This is a genomic window from Streptomyces sp. GDS52, assembly GCF_052246875.1.
GTDB lineage: Bacteria > Actinomycetota > Actinomycetes > Streptomycetales > Streptomycetaceae > Streptomyces > Streptomyces cathayae.
This window is the reverse complement of the sequence record NZ_CM125966.1, coordinates 473638-490732: the sequence shown is the minus strand read 5'-3', so window position 1 is coordinate 490732 and position 17095 is coordinate 473638. Positions and strand designations below refer to the sequence as shown.

General features: G+C 71.0%; 13 protein-coding genes. 5 read left to right on the top strand and 8 right to left on the bottom strand.

Features of this window, described 5'->3' with window-relative positions; translation table 11 throughout:
• Window positions 1-5: 5 nt before the first annotated feature.
• Window positions 6-785 carry a protocatechuate 3,4-dioxygenase subunit beta gene (gene pcaH, locus ACTWJ9_RS02405; protein ID WP_279332379.1) on the bottom strand — a complete coding sequence of 260 codons (780 nt, stop codon included), beginning with the start codon at window positions 783-785 and terminating at the stop codon, window positions 6-8.
• 278 nt (window positions 786-1063) lie between these two features.
• Here pcaH and ACTWJ9_RS02400 point away from each other — a divergent pair, with 278 nt between their 5' ends.
• On the top strand, window positions 1064-1534 hold the full coding sequence (locus ACTWJ9_RS02400) for a MarR family winged helix-turn-helix transcriptional regulator (RefSeq protein ID WP_279332378.1): 471 nt from the start codon (window positions 1064-1066) through the stop codon (window positions 1532-1534).
• Window positions 1535-1593: 59 nt separating this feature from the next.
• Here ACTWJ9_RS02400 and ACTWJ9_RS02395 read toward each other — a convergent pair whose 3' ends face one another.
• Complete coding sequence (locus ACTWJ9_RS02395; protein WP_443295095.1) at window positions 1594-2622, bottom strand: DUF3048 domain-containing protein; 1029 nt, start codon at window positions 2620-2622, stop codon at window positions 1594-1596.
• A gap of 243 nt (window positions 2623-2865) precedes the next feature.
• Here ACTWJ9_RS02395 and ACTWJ9_RS02390 point away from each other — a divergent pair, with 243 nt between their 5' ends.
• Window positions 2866-4056: a zinc-dependent alcohol dehydrogenase gene (locus ACTWJ9_RS02390; protein ID WP_387035301.1), complete on the top strand. Its 1191-nt coding sequence runs from the start codon at window positions 2866-2868 to the stop codon at window positions 4054-4056.
• Between the two features lie 86 nt (window positions 4057-4142).
• On the opposite strand, the gene ACTWJ9_RS02385 is transcribed toward ACTWJ9_RS02390, so the two are convergent.
• Complete coding sequence (locus ACTWJ9_RS02385) at window positions 4143-6296, bottom strand: OmpL47-type beta-barrel domain-containing protein (protein WP_387039578.1); 2154 nt, start codon at window positions 6294-6296, stop codon at window positions 4143-4145.
• 44 nt (window positions 6297-6340) lie between these two features.
• The gene (locus tag ACTWJ9_RS02380; protein ID WP_387039576.1) at window positions 6341-8869 is read right to left on the bottom strand and encodes a ThuA domain-containing protein; all 2529 of its coding nucleotides are present in this window, start codon (window positions 8867-8869) and stop codon (window positions 6341-6343) included.
• A gap of 259 nt (window positions 8870-9128) precedes the next feature.
• Between ACTWJ9_RS02380 and ACTWJ9_RS02375 the strand changes: the two genes are divergently transcribed.
• From ACTWJ9_RS02375 to ACTWJ9_RS02365, 3 genes are all read left to right on the top strand, one after another.
• The gene (locus ACTWJ9_RS02375) at window positions 9129-10112 is read left to right on the top strand and encodes a multicopper oxidase domain-containing protein (RefSeq protein ID WP_387039574.1); all 984 of its coding nucleotides are present in this window, start codon (window positions 9129-9131) and stop codon (window positions 10110-10112) included.
• An 83-nt stretch (window positions 10113-10195) separates the two neighbouring features.
• The gene (locus ACTWJ9_RS02370) at window positions 10196-11236 is read left to right on the top strand and encodes a LacI family DNA-binding transcriptional regulator (RefSeq protein WP_387039572.1); all 1041 of its coding nucleotides are present in this window, start codon (window positions 10196-10198) and stop codon (window positions 11234-11236) included.
• A gap of 162 nt (window positions 11237-11398) precedes the next feature.
• Entirely contained in the window at window positions 11399-11644 is a 246-nt protein-coding gene (locus tag ACTWJ9_RS02365; protein ID WP_279332372.1) for a WhiB family transcriptional regulator, read from the top strand.
• Window positions 11645-11707: 63 nt separating this feature from the next.
• Here the strand turns inward: ACTWJ9_RS02365 and ACTWJ9_RS02360 are convergent, their stop codons facing one another.
• From ACTWJ9_RS02360 to ACTWJ9_RS02345, 4 genes are all read right to left on the bottom strand, one after another.
• Window positions 11708-12682: an acyl-ACP desaturase gene (locus ACTWJ9_RS02360; protein ID WP_279332371.1), complete on the bottom strand. Its 975-nt coding sequence runs from the start codon at window positions 12680-12682 to the stop codon at window positions 11708-11710.
• A 180-nt stretch (window positions 12683-12862) separates the two neighbouring features.
• Complete coding sequence (ddaH, locus tag ACTWJ9_RS02355; RefSeq protein ID WP_387039569.1) at window positions 12863-13639, bottom strand: dimethylargininase; 777 nt, start codon at window positions 13637-13639, stop codon at window positions 12863-12865.
• A gap of 224 nt (window positions 13640-13863) precedes the next feature.
• Complete coding sequence (locus ACTWJ9_RS02350) at window positions 13864-15480, bottom strand: ABC-F family ATP-binding cassette domain-containing protein (protein WP_387039567.1); 1617 nt, start codon at window positions 15478-15480, stop codon at window positions 13864-13866.
• Between the two features lie 337 nt (window positions 15481-15817).
• Window positions 15818-17047: a GDSL-type esterase/lipase family protein gene (locus ACTWJ9_RS02345; protein WP_387039565.1), complete on the bottom strand. Its 1230-nt coding sequence runs from the start codon at window positions 17045-17047 to the stop codon at window positions 15818-15820.
• Window positions 17048-17095 lie beyond the last annotated feature (48 nt).

Here is a 17095-nt window from a genome sequence, read left to right as displayed (position 1 = left end):
GGTGGTCAGCGCCCTTCTTCCATCCAGGTGGCCCGCGGTCCGTCGAGCACGATGTCCCAGTGGTAGCCGAGGGAGAACTCCGGCACCGACAGGCCGTGGTCGTAGGTCGCCACCAGTCGCTGCCGGGCCGCGTCGTCGGTCACCGACTGCAGGATCGGGTCGTAGGGGAAGAGCGGATCGCCCGGGAAGTACATCTGCGTCACCAGCCGCTGGGTGAAAGCGGAGCCGAAGACGGAGAAGTGGATGTGCGCCGGGCGCCACGCGTTGACGTGGTTGCGCCACGGGTACGGGCCCGGCTGGATGGTCGTGAAGCGGTAGAAGCCGTCGGCGTCGGTCAGGGTGCGGCCGGCGCCGGTGAAGTTGGGGTCCAGCGGGGCGTCGTGCTGCTCCCGCTGATGGGCGTACCGGCCGGCCGAGTTGGCCTGCCAGATCTCCACCAGCTGGCCGCGCACGGGGCGCCCGTCGCGGTCCAGCAGCCGCCCGGAGACGGTGATGCGCTCACCGACGGGCTCGCCGTCGTGGTGGCGGGTGAGGTCGTTGTCGACGGCGGTGAGGTCCCGCTCGCCCCAGGCGGGGGAGGCCAGCTCCACCAGCTCCGGGTCCTTGGACACGTCGACGGCGATCGCCGGCTGCTCGGGGTGGCGCAGCACCGAGGAGCGGTACGGGGCGTAGCCGCGGCGCGGATGATGCTCGACGGGGGCGCCGTCCGCCACCCGCTTCTCGTACGCGGCGTGCTCGGCCGCGATCTCCTGGTCGATGTCGTGCTGGGTGAGTGCGTTCGTCACGACAGTCCCTCCGCGGTAGCGGCCCACACCTTGTCCATCGGGAAACCCCATCCCTTCCAGTCCGGCCGGCCGGATGCGCACCGGTCCACCGCCGTATGTCGTAGATACCGAGATAGTCAGGGCACTGAGTATTCTTGTTGCAGTTCTTTACGCTGCCATCGTCGGACGGAAGCGTCAATACCCTCTTCCATCCAGTGACAATGCCTTCAGGAGTCGCAGACAGGTTCACCTCCGCGCGGGTATCGTTCAGTGCACCGACGAAAAAAGAGGAGAGTGCTGTGGGGGCGTACACGGCAGCGGTGGACCTCACCGGCCATCCCGGGCATCTGGCCCGGCGGCTCCAGCAGGCGCACCACCTGCTGTGGAACACGATGGTCTCCGAGGAGATCACCTCGCCGCAGTTCGCGGTCCTCAACGCGCTCGTCGCCGAGCCCGGCCTGGACCAGCGCACGGTGGGGGAGCGGGTGGGGCTCGACCGGTCCACCATCGCCGAGGTGGTCGCCCGGCTCCTCCGGCGGGACCTGCTGGACAAGGTCCGTGATCCGCGGGACGGCCGCCGCTTCCTGCTCCGGCTCACGGACGACGGTCTGCGCGCCCACCGCAGGCTGGCGGTGCGCACCGCCCGGATGAACCAGGTCTTCCTGGCCCCGCTGGGCGACGAGGAGCAGGCCGCCTTCTTCGAGCTGATCCGCCGGGTGGCGGACGCGGCCGAGGAGCTGCGCCATCCCGCCGCCCCGTCGAACCGGTGACGCGGTGGCGCGGTGACGCCGCGCCGCGGTCGCGACGCCGGGTGACGGCCCCGCGCTGATCAGGGGGCCTTCGCGTAGACCACCCACACCTGCCCCCGCGCGAAGTTCACCGGAGCGCCGTCGTCCGTCGTGAACGAGGTGCCGTCCGTGGCGTCCGGCCTGCTCCAGCGGACCTCGTGGGCGCGCCCGTCGCGCAGCACGGTGGCCTCCCCGGAGCCCACCGTCTCGGTGTACGGAGTGTTGTTGCCGAGGTAGTCGCGGTAGTCGGAGGGGCGGACGGTCACGTACTGCACGACGACGGTCGCGGGCGCCAGCCGCTCGCCCCGCGGGGTGACCGCGGGATCGCCGTCCATCGAGACCAGCCAGCGGTCGCGGGCGTCGGACCAGGTGAAGGCGAAGCGGGCCGCCGGATAGCGCACCGTGTGCGTGGCCTCGGGTGTGCCGTCCGGGGGCGGCGGACCGCGGTGGAAGCCGGTGGTCAGCGCGGAGGGCCCGGGCGGGTCGTCCAGGAGCCGCCGGGGGTGGAGATAGAGGTTGTGCGGGGAGGACCGGTCGGTGGCCCGACTGTAGACACCCGCCTCGGAGCCGGGCGTCCCCGGGGTCAGGGCCTCCAGCGGAGCCTCGCCGATCAGTGGCAGCAGTCTGCTCTGCGCCCCGGAGAACGCCAGGATCGGCCGGTCGAACTGGCGCAGCAGCTCCAGATCGGCCTCCCGGGCGCTGCGCACCGGCCCCACGGACTCGGGCAGCCGGGTGGCGTAGACCGCCATCAGCCTGCTCAGCCCGCCCTCGACCTGCTCGACGTACACCACGTCCGCCGCGTCCAGGCCGGTCTGCGGCCGGGCCGCGGGAGTGTTGTCGAGCTTCACGGCGAGCACCTGAGAGCCGCCGGCCCCCTCCGGCCGCGGCTCGAGCGGCGACGGCCAGGACTCTCCGCGGCCGTCGTCGTCCGGGCTGCCGGAGGCCGTGCAGCCGGCCGCCAGGCCGGCCGCCAGGAACACCGTCAGCAGTGCTCTCGCCGTTGCCGTGCCCCGTGTGCGTGTCGTGCGCCGCGTACGTGCCGCACGTCGTGCGCGCGTTCCTCGTCCCATGCCCACCGTCGCCACCCTGCCCGCCCTGAATCATCAGTTGTCTTGATTGTGCGCTTTTTTGATCGTCGATGGCCATCGCTGATCAGCGGTGGTCCCGCACGGTGGCTTCCGCCGATCGGCCCAGCGGCGCGGTTCGGCACGGACCGCTCGGGTACCCGGGCCCCGCACGAGGAAGCCGCGAGGAAGCCGCGAAGAGGCACAGCGGCAACGGCACACCGGCCACCACGAAGGGAGCGGGCGGCGATGAGGGCAGTGACCTGGCAGGGAAAGCGGGACGTGAGGGTGGAGAACGTGCCCGATCCCCGGATCGAGGAACCCACGGACGCCGTCATCCGGATCACCTCCACCGGCCTGTGCGGCTCCGACCTGCATCTGTACGAGGTGCTCACCCCGTTCATGACCCCGGGCGACATCCTCGGCCACGAGCCGATGGGCATCGTCGAGGAGGTCGGCGCCGCCGTGCCGGACCTCCAGGCCGGCGACCGGGTCGTGGTGCCGTTCCAGATCGCCTGCGGCAACTGCTGGATGTGCCTCACCGGCCTGCCCACCCAGTGCGAGACCACTCAGGTCAGCGCCGAGGGCATGGGCGCGGCCCTGTTCGGCTACACCCGCCTCTACGGCGCGGTACCGGGCGGCCAGGCCGAGTACCTGCGGGTCCCGCAGGCCCAGTTCGGCCCCATCAAGGTCCCCCAGGGGCCGCCCGACGACCGGTTCGTCTACCTCTCCGACGTGCTGCCCACCGCCTGGCAGGCGGTCGCCTACGCCGAGGTCCCGAAGGGCGGCAGCATCGCCGTGCTCGGTCTCGGCCCCATCGGCGACATGGCCTGCAGGATCGCCCGGCTCAGGGGAGCCGGCCAGGTCTTCGGGGTGGACCTGGTCCCGGAACGCCTGCGCCGGGCGCGCGACCGGGGCGTGGAGACCTTCGACCTGCGCTCCTTCGACGACGAGAAGGAACTCGTCACCGCCATCCGCGACCGGACCGACGGCCGCGGTCCCGACGCCGTGATCGACGCCGTGGGCACCGAGGCGCACGGCAGCGCGGCGGCCCGCATGGTGCAGAACGCCTCCGCGCTGCTCCCCCGCAAACTGAGCGGTCCCCTGGCGGAACGCCTCAGCGTGGACCGGCTCGCCGCCCTCCACACCGCGATCGAGCTCGTGCGGCGCGGCGGCACCATCTCGATCACCGGCGTCTACGGCGGCATGGCCGACCCGATGCCCATGCTCACCCTGTTCGACAAGCAGATCCAGATGCGCATGGGGCAGGCGAACGTACGCCGCTGGAGCGACGAGATCATCCCCCACCTCACGGACGACGACCCCCTCGGCGTCGAGGACTTCGCCACCCACCGCGTACCGCTGTCGGACGCGCCCCGGGCCTACGAGATGTTCCAGCACAAGCAGGACGGCGCGGTCAAGGTGCTCATGCAGCCGTGAGGTTTGGGCGGCAGGGCAGGGGGCCGGGAAGCCGCGGGTCCGCGGCTTCCCGGCCCCCTGCCGGCCGGTTTCCGGTCAGTGCCGTGTCACGGCAGTTCCTTGATCCGGACGTCCCGGTACGAGACCACGTCGGTGGTGCCGTGGACCTGGAGTCCGACGTAGCCGGAGGCGAACCGCCGCCCGTCCGTGCCCGGGTCGTCCGAGCGCGGCGGGGTGAAGTCCTGCCCGCCGGTGTTGTCGAACTCGTTGATCAGCACACCGTTGCGGTAGACCGAGTAGTGCTGGTCCACCACGCGGATCTCGTAGTCGTTCCAGGTGCCCTTCTGCGTCACGCCCGCACCGGCCAGGCCCACCCGGTCGAAGCCGTAGACCGAGCCCGTCTTGTACATGTCGCCGACGGGGGAGTCGAACACCTGCACCTCGTGCCCGTACTTGATGGCGACCCACTCCGGCCGCGTCTCCTCCGGATGGTCGTGCACCTGCGGGAACCGCACGAACACACCGGAGTTGGCGTTGCCGGTGCCCGGCGCGTCGTCCCGCCACTGCAGCTTCAGCGAGAAGTCGCCGTACTTGCGCTCGGGGAACCACAGCATGCCGAGTCCGGCCCTGGTGGTGCCGGAGGTGATCGACCCGTCCGGGTTCAGCCCGAACGAACCCCCGCCCACCTGCTGCCACTTGGCGAGCGAGTCCGCACTGCCGTCGAGGATCGTGCGGTAGCCCTCGGTCTGGCCCGGCGTGCCGATCCCGGACTGACGGGCCGCCCGGTCGATCGCCCGGTACTCCCGCCGGTCGACGACCCCTTCCTTCTCGAGCTTGTCCAGCACGCCCCTGACGTGCTTCAGGAACAGCGCGTGGGACGTCCACTCCTTCTCGTCCTCGATCAGCTCGCCGACCCGGCACCGGTTGTCGGTGACCCGGTTGGGCACACCCGAGTCGACCTCGCCGACGAACACCGTCGGCCGCTCGTCGAACTCCGGGCAGGGGGGCGGGGGAACCTGGCCCGACACGACCGTGAAGCTCACCGTGAGCGGGGCGGAGGTGTTGCCCGCCTTGTCGCTCGCCCGGTACGCCAGGGTGTGCCTGCCCGCCCGGTCGACGACCACGGGCGCCGTGTACGCCAGGTAGGGCCCGCCGTCGAGCGAGTACTCGATGCCGGCGACACCGGAACCGTGCCCGTCGGTGGCGCTGACGGTCACCTTCGCGCTGCCGACGTACGCCCCGGCGGAGTTCTTCGAACCCTCGACGGTCACGCCGGTCACCGGCGGGGTGGTGTCCTGCGGGGGCGCGGAGACGACGGTGAACGCGACGCTCTTCTCGGCCGCCGCGTTGCCCGCCTTGTCCGTGGCGCGGTAACGCACGGTGTGCGTGCCCACCTGGTGCACCATCACCGGGCCGGTGTAGACCTGCCAGGCGCCGGAACCGATCGCGTACTCGATGGTGTTGACGCCGGAGCCCGTGTCGGAGGCGGTGACGGTGACGGTCGCCATGTCGATGTACGCGCCGTCGGCGTTCTTCTGCCCGGCGACCGTCGCCGAGGTCTCCGGTGCGGTGGTGTCGTCCGTCGGCGGGGCGACGACGGTGAACCCGACGCTCTGCTCCGCCGAGACGTTGCCCGCCTTGTCCAGGGCGCGGTAGCGCACCGTGTGCGTACCGACCTGGTCGACGACGACCGGCGCGGTGTACGGCTGCCAGGCGCCGTCGGCGCCGATCGCGTACTCGATCCGGTCGACGCCCGAACCCGCGTCGGTCGCCGTGACGGCGACACTCGCCGAACCGACGTAGGCGCCCTCGGCGTTCTGCGTGCCGGTCACCTTGGCGGTCGCCTCGGGCGCCGTGGTGTCCTCACCGCTGCCCTCGGTCACCACCAGGATGCCCTGCATCTGGCCGTGGCCGGGGATCGTGCAGTGGTAGAAGTAGCGGCCCGGGGTGAGCGTGACCTCGGCGGTGTACCGGCCTTTCTGGGCGTCGTTGGGGTTGGCCAGGATATTGAGCTGGACGTCGTCGTTGAACTCGGGGTCCGAGGTGACGAACGTCAACGTGTGCGGCATGCCGGTGGTGTTGCCGGTGGCCACGCTGTTCTCGAAGACGATCGTCGCCGGTCCGGCCACCGCGGTCGCCGGTGCCGAGAGGTACTTGTCGATGTCGTTGCCCGCGGTCCAGGTGAGCACCTGTTCCGCCGCCTCGGCCCCGGGGGCCTCGGTGTCGTCGGCCGCGGAGACGGTCTGCAGGCCGAACATCATGAGCAGGGCGGCCAGCAGGGCGGCCCAGATTCTGCGTTGCCGTATCACTCGGTTCCCCTCGCCAGCCGGCCGACGGCCGGGGTCGGGCCGCCGCCCGTGTAGGTGACCCGCCACAGCGCGGACTTGGCGTCCGAGGTGAAGAAGCCGCGGCCGTAGTCGAGGACGTACAGCGCGCCGTCCGGACCGAACTTCCAGTCCATCAGGTTCTTGATGCCGTCGTTCCCGACCGGCACGATCTTCTTCAGGGACTCCGAGTGCACCGGCAGCCCGCCGTCGCCCTGCGTCTTCGGGTTCATGAGCACCGCGTTGCGCGGCTGGTCGGCGTCGTAGAAGTCGCCGACGAACCACTTGCCGTCCCAGTAGGCCGGCCATTTGGTGTCACTGTCGCTCGCCCCGTCGAAGCGGTAGACGGGCCCGTTCATCGCGGCCTGCCCGCCGCCCTTGAGCCAGGGCAGCCTGTAGGTGGCCTCGTCCTGCTTGTAGGAGGGGACGCCGTTCGTGTCCCGGGGGAAGTCCGGGCCGCCGCCCTGCGGCGAGTACCAGATGTTGTTGCCGGTCACCGGCGGCAGGTTGACCAGGCCGTCGTTGTTCGGCGACTCGTTCTTCGGGCGGTCGCAGTCGTACCAGCCCAGCGGCTGGGACGGATCGGGCAGATTGCGGTCCCGGTAGGGCTGCTTGTTGCCCATGCAGTACGGCCAGCCGCGGTTGGACGCCTCGGTGATCGCGGCGAAGGTGTCGTACTTGGCCGGGCCCCAGGTCGTCGACGGCTGCCCCGCGTCCGGGCCGACCCAGCCGGCGTAGAGCACGTCGGTCACCGGGTCGACGAAGATGCGCGCCGGGTTGCGCACCCCCATCACGTAGATCTCGCCGCGCGTCTTGCCGCCGCCCTCCGCGGTCTCCTCACCGGTGAACAGATTGCCCTCGGGGAGGGTGTACGTGCCGTCCGGCTCCGGGTGGATGCGCAGGATCTTGCCGTTGAGGTTGTTGGTGTTGCCGGATGTACGGCGCGCGTCCGCGAAGGAGACGCCCTTGAAGTTCGGCTCGGGGTTGTTGCCCGAGTAACCACTGCTGAAGCCACTGGAGTTGTTGTCACCGGTGGCGATGTACAGGTTGTCCTCGGAGTCCCAGGCCAGCCCGCCGCCCGCATGGCAGCAGCTGTGGATCTGCACCGGCCAGTCGAGCAGCACCTTCTCGCTGCGCAGGTCCAGTCTGCCGGTGGACTCGTCGAACGTGAAGCGGGAGACCCGCCGGTCGGCCATGCGCTTGACGCGGTCGATCTCCGAGTGGGGGGTGTAGTGCAGATACACCCATCCGTTCCGCTCGAACTCCGGGTCCAGCTCGATGCCGAGCAGCCCCTCCTCGACCTTGACCAGTTCGTCGCCGCCGCCCTTGTTCCCGAAGACGGTGAGCGCGCCGGCCAGGGTGACCTTCCCGGTCTCGGGGTCGTAGACGTGGATCTCGCCCCTGCCCTTGCCGATGTCGGGATCGTTCCAGTCGGTGATCACCGGCTGGGAGGAGTCGGCGCCGCCGCGGCCGATGTAGAAGACGCGGCCGTCGGGGGCGGTGACCAGTCCGTGCGGCTCGCCGATCTGGTCGTTCTGGCCCGGCTGGTTGGGCCGGGTGAGCCGCTCCGCCGCGTAGTTCTTGTTGATCGTCGCCTTGCAGTCCGCCTGGACGAGCCGTGTGGTCCACAGCAGGGCGCCGCGCAGATGGTCACGGAACTCGGTCTCGTCGTACGACGACACCGTGCCGCCCATCCCGGTGTAGAAGGACCGGCCGCCGTCGTAGTCACGGCACCAGCTCACCGGGTGGTCGGCGCCGTTGGCGCTCGCTCCGGGCTGGTAGGTCGACTCGCGGACCCTGGCCACGGTGTGCACCTCGCCGGACGGGTTCTTCGTCCAGTTCAGCCACTTGTCGGGCCGCTTCCACTCCTGCGGCAGGCTCTTGGTCGCCGGGTGCCGCCGGTCACCGACCTCGACGGTCGCGCGCTGGACACCGGCCGGGCCGGACGCGGCCGGACGGGCGCCGATGAGACCGGTGAACCAGTCCGAGTACGGCTCCGCACGGGCCGCGTCGTGAATGCCGACGAACCCGCCGCCGGCCTCCATGTAGGCCTCCAGGCCCGCCTCCTGGGCCGGGTCGAGGACGTCCCCGCCGCCGGTGAGGAACACGATCGCGTTGAAGCGGCCCAGCCTCCTGTCGTTGGTGAAGACCGAGGCGTCGTCCGTCGCGGTGACCTCGAACCGCTGGTTCGCCGGGCCGGACAGCCCGATCCTCTCGATCGCCTCGATCCCGGCGTTCACCACCGGTGACTCGTCACCGCCCGCGGCGGAACCGTGGAAGAGCAGCACCCGTACGTCCGCGCCGCCCGGAGGCGACTTGATCGACATCGTTGTCAGAGCCGGGTCGTCGTCCGGGCGCGCGCTGGCGGCGGGACCCGACAGCAGTCCGGCGGCGACGACCGAGGCGGTGACGGTCGCCGCCCACGCCCTTCGCCCCGCTCCGGTCCTTCTCACGCTTCCGGTGCTCCTGGTGCCTCTTGTGCTTCTTGCACTCAACCCCTTTAAGCGCATGGGTTCTTGATGCGATGTGAACCGCATGTGGCCACCCACCCCTCCTCGGTCGCAGCGACAGCGTCAAGGAAGCTAGACCTCTTTGCGTCACACGCCAATACCTATGGCCGCAATGGAACGAACTTTGTCCTGAGTGTGGATGAACGGGAGGGTGGCCGGTACGGTTTCACAGGTTCATGACAGCAATATCACGGCCGTTGTGCTCACGTCTCTCACAGATCCGCACCATCAAGTCCCTTACGAGCAGGGAGAGTTCGGCATGCAAAGACGCGACTTCAACCGGCGGGTGCTGCTGGGCGGCGCGGTCGTCGCGACATCGATGTCTCTGGGGCCCGAGGCGGTCGGCGCCGCCACGCCGGCGAAGACCGCGCCCGCCGGCGGCGAGGTGAAGCGCGTCAAGCTGTACGCCGAACGACTGGACGGCGGAAAAATGGGCTACGGCCTGGAGAAGGGCAAGGCGTCCGTCCCCGGCCCCCTGATCGAGCTCAACGAAGGCGACACGCTGCACATCGAGTTCGAGAACACCATGGACGTGCCGGTGAGCCTGCACGTCCACGGCCTGGACTACGAGATCTCCAGCGACGGCACCAAGATGAACCGCAGCGACGTGGCACCCGGTGACACCCGCACCTACACCTGGCGCACCCACAAGCCCGGACGGCGCCCGGACGGCACCTGGCGGTCCGGCAGCGCCGGCTACTGGCACTACCACGACCACGTGGTCGGCACGGAACACGGAACCGGCGGCATCCGCAACGGCCTGTACGGCCCGGTGATCGTGCGGCGCAAGGGAGACGTCCTGCCGGACCGGACGCACACGATCGTCTTCAACGACATGACGATCAACAACAGGCCCGCCCACACCGGCCCCGACTTCGAGGCCACCGTCGGGGACCGTGTCGAGATCGTCATGATCACGCACGGCGAGTACTACCACACCTTCCACATGCACGGTCACCGCTGGGCCGACAACCGGACCGGCATGCTCACCGGCCCCGACGACCCGAGCCAGGTCATCGACAACAAGATCGTGGGTCCGGCGGACTCCTTCGGCTTCCAGATCATCGCGGGGGAGGGGGTGGGAGCGGGTGCCTGGATGTACCACTGCCACGTGCAGAGCCACTCCGACATGGGGATGACCGGGATGTTCCTGGTGAAGAAGCCGGACGGCACGATCCCCGGCCACGACCCGCACGAGCACGGCCACGGGTCCGCGGGGGAGGGCGAGGCGCACGAGCACTGACGGGGAGCACCCGCGAGAGCGCTCTCACCTCTGCCGCGGCCGGGGCTATCCTGATCCGCAACCGCAGGTGAGGAGCCGCCGACGTGACCGAGACAGTGCAGCGCCCCACACTGGAGGCCGTGGCCGCGCGGGCCGGGGTCTCGCGGGCCACCGTCTCCCGCGTGGTCAACGGCGCCGACGGCGTCACCGAGCCCCTGGCCGAGCGTGTGCGGCAGGCGGTGGACGAACTCGGCTACGTGCCCAACCAGGCGGCCCGCAGCCTGGTGACCAACCGCCACGACGCCATCGCCGTCATCGTCGCCGAACCGGAGAGCCGGGTCTTCTCCGACCCCTTCTTCGCCCGCCAGCTGCGCGGCATCAGCAAGGAGCTGACGGCCCACGACAACCAGCTCGTGCTGCTGCTCACCGAGGGCCGTGCCGACCACGCCCGGGTCGCCCGCTACCTGGCCGGCGGCCATGTCGACGGCGCGCTGGTGTTCTCGCTCCACCGCGACGACCCGCTGCCCGAACTGATCCAGCGCGCGGGCGTCCCGACGGTGTTCGGCGGCCGGCCCGGCTGGTCCGGCGGCAGGGACGGCGTCGTGTACGTCGACAGCGACAACCGGGGCGGCGCCCGCGACGCCGTACGGCACCTGCTCGGCCTCGGCCGCAGCCGGGTCGCGCACATCACCGGCGCCCTGGACCAGACCTCGGCGGTGGACCGGCTGGACGGCTTCCGGGACGCCGTGGCCGACGCCGACCCGCGGCTCGTGGCGGAGGGCGACTTCACCGTGGCCGGCGGCGAGCGGGCGATGCGGGAACTCCTGGAGCGCTGCCCCGGCCTGGACGCGGTGTTCGCCGCCAACGACCTCACGGCAGCGGGCGCGCTGCGGGTGCTGCGCGAGCACGGGCGGCGGGTGCCGGACGACGTGGCGGTGGTCGGCTTCGACGACATGCTGCCGTTCGCCGAGCAGACCGACCCCCCGCTGACCACGGTCCGTCAGGACATCCTGGAGATGGGCCGGCTGATGGCCCGGCTCCTCCTGCGCGGCCTCGACCGCACCGCCCGCACGCACGACACCGCGGGGGGCGACCCCGCCGGTGTGGTCCTCCCGACGACGCTGGTACGCCGCGCCTCCGCGTGACGTGTCTCCGCGCGCCGCCGTGCGTTCCGGCATCCGTGCGGGCATCGTTCGTGCGGTGGTCGGCGGTGGGCGAGGGGAGCCGGTGGAGGCCGGAGGTCCTCGGCGCGGCGCGTTGATCCGGCGTTGAGCGAACGTTTTTCGATGGTCGGCACGCTTTCGGCCATGCACATCGACACCATCGCGCCGCCCGAACTCGCCTGGCAGCAAGAGGCCCTGTGCGCGCAGACCGGAGGCGACTTCTTCTTCCCCGAGCCCGGCAGTTCGGTGCGTGAGGCCAAACGGATCTGCGCCCTGTGCCCCATCCGCGCCACCTGCCTCGACTACGCCCTGACCCACGACATGCGCTTCGGTGTCTGGGGCGGACTGTCGGAGAAGGAACGGCTGGAGCTACGGCGTGCGTCCCGCTAGACAGAACAGCGGGCCGCCCGGTCTGCCCGGGTCGGCCCGCCGGTGTCTGCGGGGGGTGCGGGGTCAGCCGGCCGCGCGCGCCGCCATCCGGGCCTTGCGGGCGGCGAGCTTCTCGTCGAACTTCGCCGCCTCGGAGTCCAGACCGCCGAGGAACATCCCGAGCTCCTCCTGGGCCTGAAGGCCCTCGGCGCCCAGCCCGTCGATCTCCATGACCTTCAGGTGGCGGATCACCGGCAGGAGCACGTCGTCGCGGTGGATGCGCAGGTTGTAGACCTCGCCGATCGCCATCTGCGCCGCCGCCCGCTCGAAGCCGGGAATGCCGTGCCCCGGCATCCGGAAGTTCACGACGACGTCCCGCACCGCCTGCATCGTGAGGTCGGGGGCGAGCTCGAAGGCAGCCTTGAGCAGGTTGCGGTAGAAGACCATGTGCAGGTTCTCGTCGGTCGCGATGCGGGCCAGCATCCGGTCGCAGACCGGGTCACCGGAGTGGTGGCCGGTGTTGCGGTGCGAGACACGGGTGGCCAGCTCCTGGAACGCGACGTAGGCGATCGAGTGCAGCATCGAGTGGCGGTTGTCCGACTCGAAGCCCTCGCTCATGTGGGACATGCGGAACTGCTCGAGCTTGTCCGGGTCCACCGCCCGTGAGGCGAGCAGGTAGTCCCGCATCACGATGCCGTGCCGGCCCTCCTCCGCGGTCCAGCGGTGCACCCAGGTGCCCCAGGCGCCCTCCCGGCCGAACAGCGTGGCGATCTCGTGGTGGTAGCTCGGGAGGTTGTCCTCGGTCAGCAGGTTCACCACCAGGGCGACCCGGCCGACCTCGGTGACCTTGGACTGCTCCTTCTCCCATGCCTCGCCGTCCTCGAAGAAGCCGGGGAAGTTACGGGCGTCGCTGAACGGCACGTACTCGTGCGGCATCCAGTCCTTGGCGACCTTCAGGTGACGGTTGAGCTCCTTCTCGACCACTTCCTCCAGTGCGTACAACAGCCGGGCGTCGGTCCACACGGCCGGGCTGCCGAGGTGGGGAGAAGTGATCGACATGGGGTACTCCAGGGGGACGTGACAGACAAGGGGTGTCGGCGGGCGGCGCCGGCAACTTACGGGATCGTAGGCTACGAAACCGTAGGTTACGAAACCGTAGGTTAAGCGCGCTGTAAAGGCCGCAGATCAGGGGGGGGCTCCGCGTGTCGTCCAGGGGCCGTACGGGGGAAGGAGGCCCCCTCAGGCGTACAGGTCCCGGAGCCGGACCGAGAGGCAGGTGACGCAGCCCTCGAGCTTCTCGAACTCCCCGATGTCCACCGGCACCGGCGCATAACCGAGGTCCGCGAACAGCTCCGCGGTCCTCGGCGCGCTCGCCGCCAGCAGCAGCCGGTCCCCGCCGAGCAGCACCACGTGCGCACCGGACTCCTCCGGCACCGGCAGGAGACGGGGGAACAGCGACGGCGCGTCCAGATTGGGGAGGTGGCCGAGCACCGTCCCGTCCGGCAGCGCCGTCACCGCCGACTTCAGATGCAGCACCTTGCTCACGGGCACGGCGACGACCCGGGCGCCCAGCGGTTCGAACGTCGCCCGGAGCTGTTGGATCCCGGCCGCGTCGGTCCTCCCGCCCCGGCCCACGTACACGGTGTCGCCGATCTTGAGCACGTCCCCGCCGTCCAGGGTGCCCGGCTCCCGGATCCGGTTCACCGAACAGCCCAGCGCGGCCACGGCCTCCTCGACCCCGGCGGTCTCCGCGCGCCGGGACGCGGCACCGGACCGGGCGATCAGGGCCACGTTCCGGTACATGACGACCGTGTCCTCGACGAACACGGAGTCGGGGCAGTCGTCGGCCGGGTCCACCTCGACCGTCTCCCAGCCGTGGCCGCGCAGTGCCTCGGTGTACGCCTCCCACTGCTCCACCGCGCGGCCGACGTCGACGCGCTCCCGCTCGATGTGGGTCACCAGCCCTTCGGCCAGTCGGGGGCCGGGACGGCGGACGAGGGCCTTCTTGCTGGGCACGAGCGTGACTCCGGATCGGACGGGGCGGTCCGGCACCGCCGCGGAGGGCGCGGTGGGCCGGCCGGTCTCCCACGGATGACGGCGCAGCCATCATGCAGGGAGAAGCCGGTCGGGACCACCCCTGGCGGCGATGAGATCCACCGCCGGTGACCAGCCGGGCCGTCCTGCTCCCCGCTGTCCTGCTCCCTGCCGTCCTGGTCCCAGCCGGTGGAGGGCCGGGCCGGTCAGCCGATGGCGTCCGGTGTGGTCTCCCGCAGTTCTCCCCCCTCCAGCAGCAGCCAGCGCGTGATCCCGACCGACTCCAGGAACGGCAGGTCGTGACTGGCCACGATCAGCGCCCCCTCGTAGGACTCCAGAGCCGTGGTGAGCTGGCGGACGCTCGCGATGTCGAGGTTGTTGGTCGGCTCGTCCAGCATCAGCAGCTGGGGCGCGGGCTCGGCCAGCATCAGCGCGGCCAGTGCCGCCCGGAAACGCTCGCCGCCGGAGAGCGTCAGCGCCTTCCGGTCGGCGCGGGCACCCCGGAACAGGAAGCGGGCGAGCCTCGCCCGGATCCGGTTGTCGGTGGCACCCGGCGCGAAGCGGGCCACGTTCTCGGCGACGCTGAGTTCGCCGTCGAGGACATCGAGCCGTTGCGGCAGGAACCGCAGCGGGACCTGGGCCGTCGCCTCGCCGGCCACCGGCGGGAGCTCGCCCGCGACGGTGCGCAGCAGCGTCGTCTTGCCCGCGCCGTTGCGCCCGATCAGCGCGACCCGCTCGGGGCCCCGCAGCTCGACGTGGCCCTCCACCCGAGAGCCGTACGCGAGTTCCAGACCCTTGAGGGTGAGGACGGTGCGCCCCGGTGGTACGGCGGTGTGCGGCAGGTCGACACGGATCTCGTCGTCGTCCCGTACGGCCTCCACCGCCTCGTCGAGCCGCTCCTTGGCCCCGGCGAGCTTCTCCTCGTGCATGATGCGGTGCTTGCCCGCGGACTCCTGTGCCGCGCGCTTGCGGGCGCCCATCACGATCTTGGGTTCGCGCTTGCTGTCCCACATCTTCTGCCCGTACCGCTTGCGGCGGGCCAGTTTGACCTGGGCGTCCGCCAGTTCGCGCTTCTGCTTGCGCAGATCCGACTCGGCGACCCGCACCATGCGTTCGGCCGCCTCCTGTTCGGTCGTGAGCGCCTCCTCGTAGGCCGAGTAGTTGCCGCCGTACCAGGTGACCTCTCCCGAGCGCAGATCGGCGATCTGGTCGACCAGTTCCAGGAGTTCACGGTCGTGGCTGACCACGACCATGAGGCCCGGCCAGTCCTCGACGGCCGTGTACAGCCGTCTGCGTGCGTACAGGTCGAGGTTGTTGGTGGGTTCGTCGAGCAGCAGTACGTCGGGCCGGCCCAGCAGCAGCGCGGCCAGCCGCAGCAGCACCGACTCGCCGCCCGAGACCTCGCCGATGGTGCGGTCCAACCCGATGTGTCCGAGACCGAGTTCACCGAGGGCGGCCAGGGCGCGCTCCTCCACGTCCCAGTCGTCGCCGACGGTCTCGAAGTGCGCCTCGGCCACGTCGCCCGCCTCGATGGCGTGCAGTGCGGCGCGCTGCGCGGCGATGCCGAGCGCGTCGTCGACCCTCAGCGCGGTGTCGAGCGTCACGTTCTGCGGCAGGTAGCCCACCTCGCCGGCGACGCGTACGGCGCCGTCGACCGGCCGGAGTTCACCGGCGATGAGCTTCAACAGGGTTGATTTTCCTGACCCGTTGACGCCGATGAGCCCGGTCCGGCCGGGACCGAAGGAGGCGTCGAGGCCCTCGAAGACGGGGGTGCCGTCGGGCCAGGTGAAGGACAGGGAGGTACAGGTGAGGGATGCGGTCATACGGGCCTCCGCGCGGTTGCGTGATGCGGTCGGGTGCGAACGCGTATCGAGACACCGCGGGACGACAGGCCGGGCGGGAGGGTCCGGGCATGAGAAAAGCCCTGTCCCGCAAGGACGGCTCGTACGCCGAGGTCGCACGCGACGTGCACACCCCACGGGTGTGACGCGGTGTCTCAGGACCTCAGACGAGCAACGTCCTTCTCCGATCGACGGCAACAGAAGCGCTGACAACGCTACGAGGGGCCGGATTCGCTGTCAACGCGATTTCGAAGCGGCGGAGCGGCGGGCAGGAGGGGAGAGGAGGGAAGGAGGGGGGACGGAGCGGGAGCCGGGCGGCTCAGCCGGCGAACGGCCCGCCGTCGCCGAAGACCATCTGCGCGAAGCGCTCGCCGATGCGGCGGTGCGTGGCGGCGTCCGGGTGCAGCGCGTCGGGCAGCGGCAGCTCGGCGTGGTCCGCCTCGCCGTAGAGCTCACGGCCGTCCAGGTAGTACAGGTTCGGGTCGTCGGCGGCCCGCTGCTCCACCAGCCGGGCCAGCTCCTCCCGGATGACGTTGAGGGTGAGCTTGCCGGCGGCCCGTTCCTCCGGCTTCCCCATGGCCGCGAACCGGAGCCGGCCCTCGCCGATGGTGCTGAGGTCGGGGACGCTCGGGCCCGGGGTGTCCTCGTGGAGGGGGCACAGGATCGGCGAGACGACCAGCAGCGGCGTCTTCGGCCGGCCGTCGCGGATGGTGTCGAGGAAGCCGTGCACCGCCGGTACGAAGGCACGCAGCCGCAGCAGATCGGCGTTGACCAGATTGATCCCGATCTTGACACTGATCAGGTCCGCGGGGGTGTCCCGCATCGCCCGCGCGGTGAACGGGTCGAGCAGTGCGCTGCCGGCCAGCCCCAGATTGACCAGGTCCACCCCGCCGAGGGAGGCGGCCAGCGCCGGCCAGGTGGTGGTCGGGCTCGCGGCGTCGGAACCGTGGCTGATCGAGCTGCCGTGGTGCAGCCACACCCTGCGGTCCCCACCGGCCACCGGCTCCACGGGGGCGTCGGTGCGCAGGGCGACCAGCTGGGTCATCTCGTTGTGCGGGAGCCAGATCTCGACGCGCTTGTCACGGTCCGGCAGCCCGGTGAAGCGGGCGGTGCCGACGGGGCCCGGCCGCAGGTCGGCGGAGCCCGTGGCCATGTCCATCAGCAGGACGTTCCCACCGGTGACCTCGGTCTGCCCGGCCGGTTCGCCGTCGATCAGCAGGTCGTAGCGGCCGTCCGGGCGGGGCGGGGCGCCCTCGTAGGCCATCTTGGTGCGGAGCACGTCCAGTTCGACGGCGGTGGCCCGGGTGCGGAACACCAGCCGGACGCCGGACGGCTGCGCCTCCGCCATGTTCAGCTGACCGTCGGCACCCTGCGCGCGGGCCCGGGCGGGCAACCGGTGCGGCTGCACTCCCCGCGCGGTCCGCTCCAGTTCGAGCGCGCCACGCAGCAGCTCCTCGGTGAGCGGGGTGGTGACCCAGCCCTCTGCCGAAGGCGCCGGCGTGCTCTCGGGTGCGGGGTCGCGGGGGTCGCGGGGGCCAGGGGTGCTCATGACCGCAGGCTGTCAACCGGGTGGGCGGTCCGCAAACGTTTTTCCGGG

Coding starts and splice junctions, on each gene's coding strand:
- ACTWJ9_RS02395 (WP_443295095.1), bottom strand. CDS start 2,622: ATGGGACGAGGAACGCGCGCACGACGTGCGGCACGTACGCGGCGCACG.
- ACTWJ9_RS02390 (WP_387035301.1), top strand. CDS start 2,866: ATGAGGGCAGTGACCTGGCAGGGAAAGCGGGACGTGAGGGTGGAGAAC.
- ACTWJ9_RS02385 (WP_387039578.1), bottom strand. CDS start 6,296: ATGATGTTCGGCCTGCAGACCGTCTCCGCGGCCGACGACACCGAGGCC.
- ACTWJ9_RS02380 (WP_387039576.1), bottom strand. CDS start 8,869: ATGCGCTTAAAGGGGTTGAGTGCAAGAAGCACAAGAGGCACCAGGAGC.
- ACTWJ9_RS02375 (WP_387039574.1), top strand. CDS start 9,129: ATGCAAAGACGCGACTTCAACCGGCGGGTGCTGCTGGGCGGCGCGGTC.
- ACTWJ9_RS02365 (WP_279332372.1), top strand. CDS start 11,399: ATGCACATCGACACCATCGCGCCGCCCGAACTCGCCTGGCAGCAAGAG.
- ACTWJ9_RS02360 (WP_279332371.1), bottom strand. CDS start 12,682: ATGTCGATCACTTCTCCCCACCTCGGCAGCCCGGCCGTGTGGACCGAC.
- ACTWJ9_RS02350 (WP_387039567.1), bottom strand. CDS start 15,480: ATGACCGCATCCCTCACCTGTACCTCCCTGTCCTTCACCTGGCCCGAC.
- ACTWJ9_RS02345 (WP_387039565.1), bottom strand. CDS start 17,047: ATGAGCACCCCTGGCCCCCGCGACCCCCGCGACCCCGCACCCGAGAGC.